The organism is Allocoleopsis sp., from assembly GCF_036703385.1.
Taxonomy (GTDB): Bacteria; Cyanobacteriota; Cyanobacteriia; order Cyanobacteriales; family Coleofasciculaceae; genus Allocoleopsis.
This window is the reverse complement of record NZ_DATNPA010000541.1, coordinates 1-2,799: the sequence shown is the minus strand read 5'-3', so window position 1 is coordinate 2,799 and position 2,799 is coordinate 1. Positions and strand designations below refer to the sequence as shown.

The 2,799-nt window shown below is 45.8% G+C and carries 2 protein-coding genes; both read left to right on the top strand.

All coding sequences use genetic code 11. The features are described from left to right. Positions 1 to 2,268, top strand: a 2,268-nt coding sequence (locus tag V6C93_RS26325; protein ID WP_333479631.1) for a non-ribosomal peptide synthetase, incomplete at its 5' end; no start/stop codon positions are given. 10 nt (positions 2,269 to 2,278) lie between these two features. Continuing rightward, a complete protein-coding gene (locus V6C93_RS26320; protein WP_333479630.1) occupies positions 2,279 to 2,455 on the top strand; it encodes a hypothetical protein in 177 nt (58 codons plus the stop codon). Positions 2,456 to 2,799 lie beyond the last annotated feature (344 nt).

Genomic DNA, 2,799 nt, shown 5'->3' with positions numbered 1-2,799 from the left:
CATTTTAAAACACTGCTGGAGGGCATCGTTGCAAATCCACAAGCCAGGATTGCAAACTTACCCCTCTTGAGTGCAGCTGAGCGTCATCAGTTGCTGGTGGCATGGAATGATACCTTTGCCGATTATCCCCACAACCAGTGCATCCATCAGTTGTTTGAAGAACAAGTAGAGCGAACACCCGATGCGATCGCTTTGGTATTTCCAGATTTAAAAGTGGAAGGTTCGGATGGGTTGAAGGTTGAAGGTTATCAAGAGCAATCTGCTAACGTACAATTTTCAACCACTAAACAGTTCACTTACCGAGAGCTAAACCACCGCAGCAATCAACTAGCGCATTACTTACAAAAACTAGGGGTAGGTGCGGAAGTCTTAGTCGGACTTTGTGTAGAGCGTTCTGTAGAGATGATAGTGGGGATGTTGGGCATCCTGAAAGCTGGAGGAGCCTATGTACCTCTTGACTCTAGTTATCCCTCCGAGCGCCTTCGTTTCATGCTTGAAGACTCTCAGGTATCGGTACTTCTAACACAGGAGAAGTTAGTCGAGCGATTACCGAATGTTATCACTGAGGCTCAACAAGATTCTCCAATCCAAAATCCTAGAGTAATTTGTCTAGATACTGACTGGAACGCGATAGCTCAAGAGAGTTCACAAAACCCAACCAGCAGCGTAATCAGCGATAACTTAGCTTACGTTATCTACACCTCTGGCTCGACAGGAAAACCCAAAGGAGTTGCAGTTCCTCACAAAGCTGTCAATCGTCTGGTATGCAACACAAATTACATTCAGTTAGACTCCTCTGATAAGGTTGCTCAAGCCTCGAATATGTCCTTCGATGCAGCAACATTCGAGATTTGGGGAGCACTCCTTCATGGCGCTCAACTGATTGAAATTAGCAGAGATGTCACCCTTTCACCTCACAGTTTTGCCTTAAAGCTGCGTCAAGAGGGCATCACCGTTCTGTTCTTGACTACCGCCTTGTTCCAACAAATTGCCAGAGATGTCCCACACGCTTTTGAATCGTTGAGATACTTGCTATTTGGTGGAGAGGCTGTCGATCCTAGACGGGTTAAAAAGGTTCTCAAGAAGAGTCCGCCTAAAAATTTACTTCATGTTTATGGGGCGACAGAGGGGACAACATTTTCTTCTTTTTATAGGGTGCAGGATGTACCAGAATCAGCAACATCTATCCCTATTGGTCGCCCCCTAACAAATACACAAATTTATTTGTTGGATGGGCAGCTACAGCCTGTCCCGATTGGTATTCCAGGAGAGTTATATATCGGGGGAGATGGGCTGGCGCGAGGCTATCTTAACCACTCGGAATTAACAGATGAGCGATTCATTTCTAATCCGTTTATAGCGTTTCTCAGTTGTGTGCGGTACAGTTCTAACCTCTCTCCTGCAAGGAGAGAGGCTTTGAATTTAGCCCCCTTCCCTAGTAGGGAAGGGGGTTGGGGGTTAGGTCTGACTGTACTCCACTCATTGGAGAACCGCTATATTCATGAAAAAGGAACCAAGGAAGATTTTCCTGTTTGCTCGTTTCCTTCTAGCGATCGCCTGTATAAAACAGGTGACTTAGCTCGCTATCGACCAGACGGTAACATCGAGTTTTTAGGTCGTATTGACAATCAGGTAAAAATTCGTGGCTTTCGCATCGAATTGGGAGAAATCGAGGCCGTGCTGAGTCAACATCCGGCAGTATTCCAGACAGTGGTGATTGTGCAGGAGGACATACCTGGTGATAAGCAGTTGGTGGCTTATATTGTTTTGAACCCGGAGTACACATCTACTGTAGGAACGCAAGGTTTGACGCCCCTGCTACGTGAATTCCTCACAGAGAAATTACCACAGTACATGGTGCCTTTAGCCTATGTGGTGCTAAAATCCCTGCCATTGACACCCAATGGCAAAATAGAGCGTCGTCTGCTACCTAAGATTGATACACTCAATCTTGATATCCAAGAAGATTATGTGGCACCACGAACTGCGATCGAAGAGGAGCTAGCGAGAATTTGGGGTAAGCTTTTGGGGAAGCAACAGGTAGGGATTCACGACAATTTCTTTGAATTGGGCGGTCATTCTCTGCTAGCCACACAGCTAACCTCCCGGATACGCGACGCCTTCCGAGTAGAGTTGCCTGTAAGCCAGTTATTTGAAACACCAACTGTAGCAATGTTAGCGAGGCAGATTGAAACAATTTGTTGGGCAACGAAAGGTACAATTACTACTAATTCTCAGGGAAATGAGCGCGAAGACGTGGAATTTTGAGACAAAAGCGTTGAATACCATTTTTATGAAATTGGTATTAGTTTGGATAGGTGAGGAAATGCCATCCTTAGCAGAAGTTTGCCGCTTTTACCTACGACGCATTGCTCAAGAGCAATGCGAAAGATGCTGTGAAAAGTCAGGGAGAGAGTGGGCGGTTACTAAAGTTAGGATATTAGACCTGTTTTGAAAGTCTCCTTTCATCCTGGAGTGTGAGCAGATGCTCATGAACGTCTCTTGCAAAAGTCAACTTTCGCCCCCCAGCCCCCCAATTCTGGGGGGAGAATATATTCAAAGTCCCCCAGAATTGGGGGATTTAGGGGGCATTCCAGATTTATGCAAGAGGTCTAATGAGCATCAACCTGATCGTATGGAATATCAGCAGCTTTGAGTGCTTGAGCCATGCCCAATCCCACAAAACCAGCCCCAATAATCAAATGCTTTAATGTGGTATCAACCATCTGCTGAGTTTTGGCGAAGTGACTGACTTGTACCCTTTTTTAGTTTCCTCATGAACTCGTTGCCGAGCCAGTC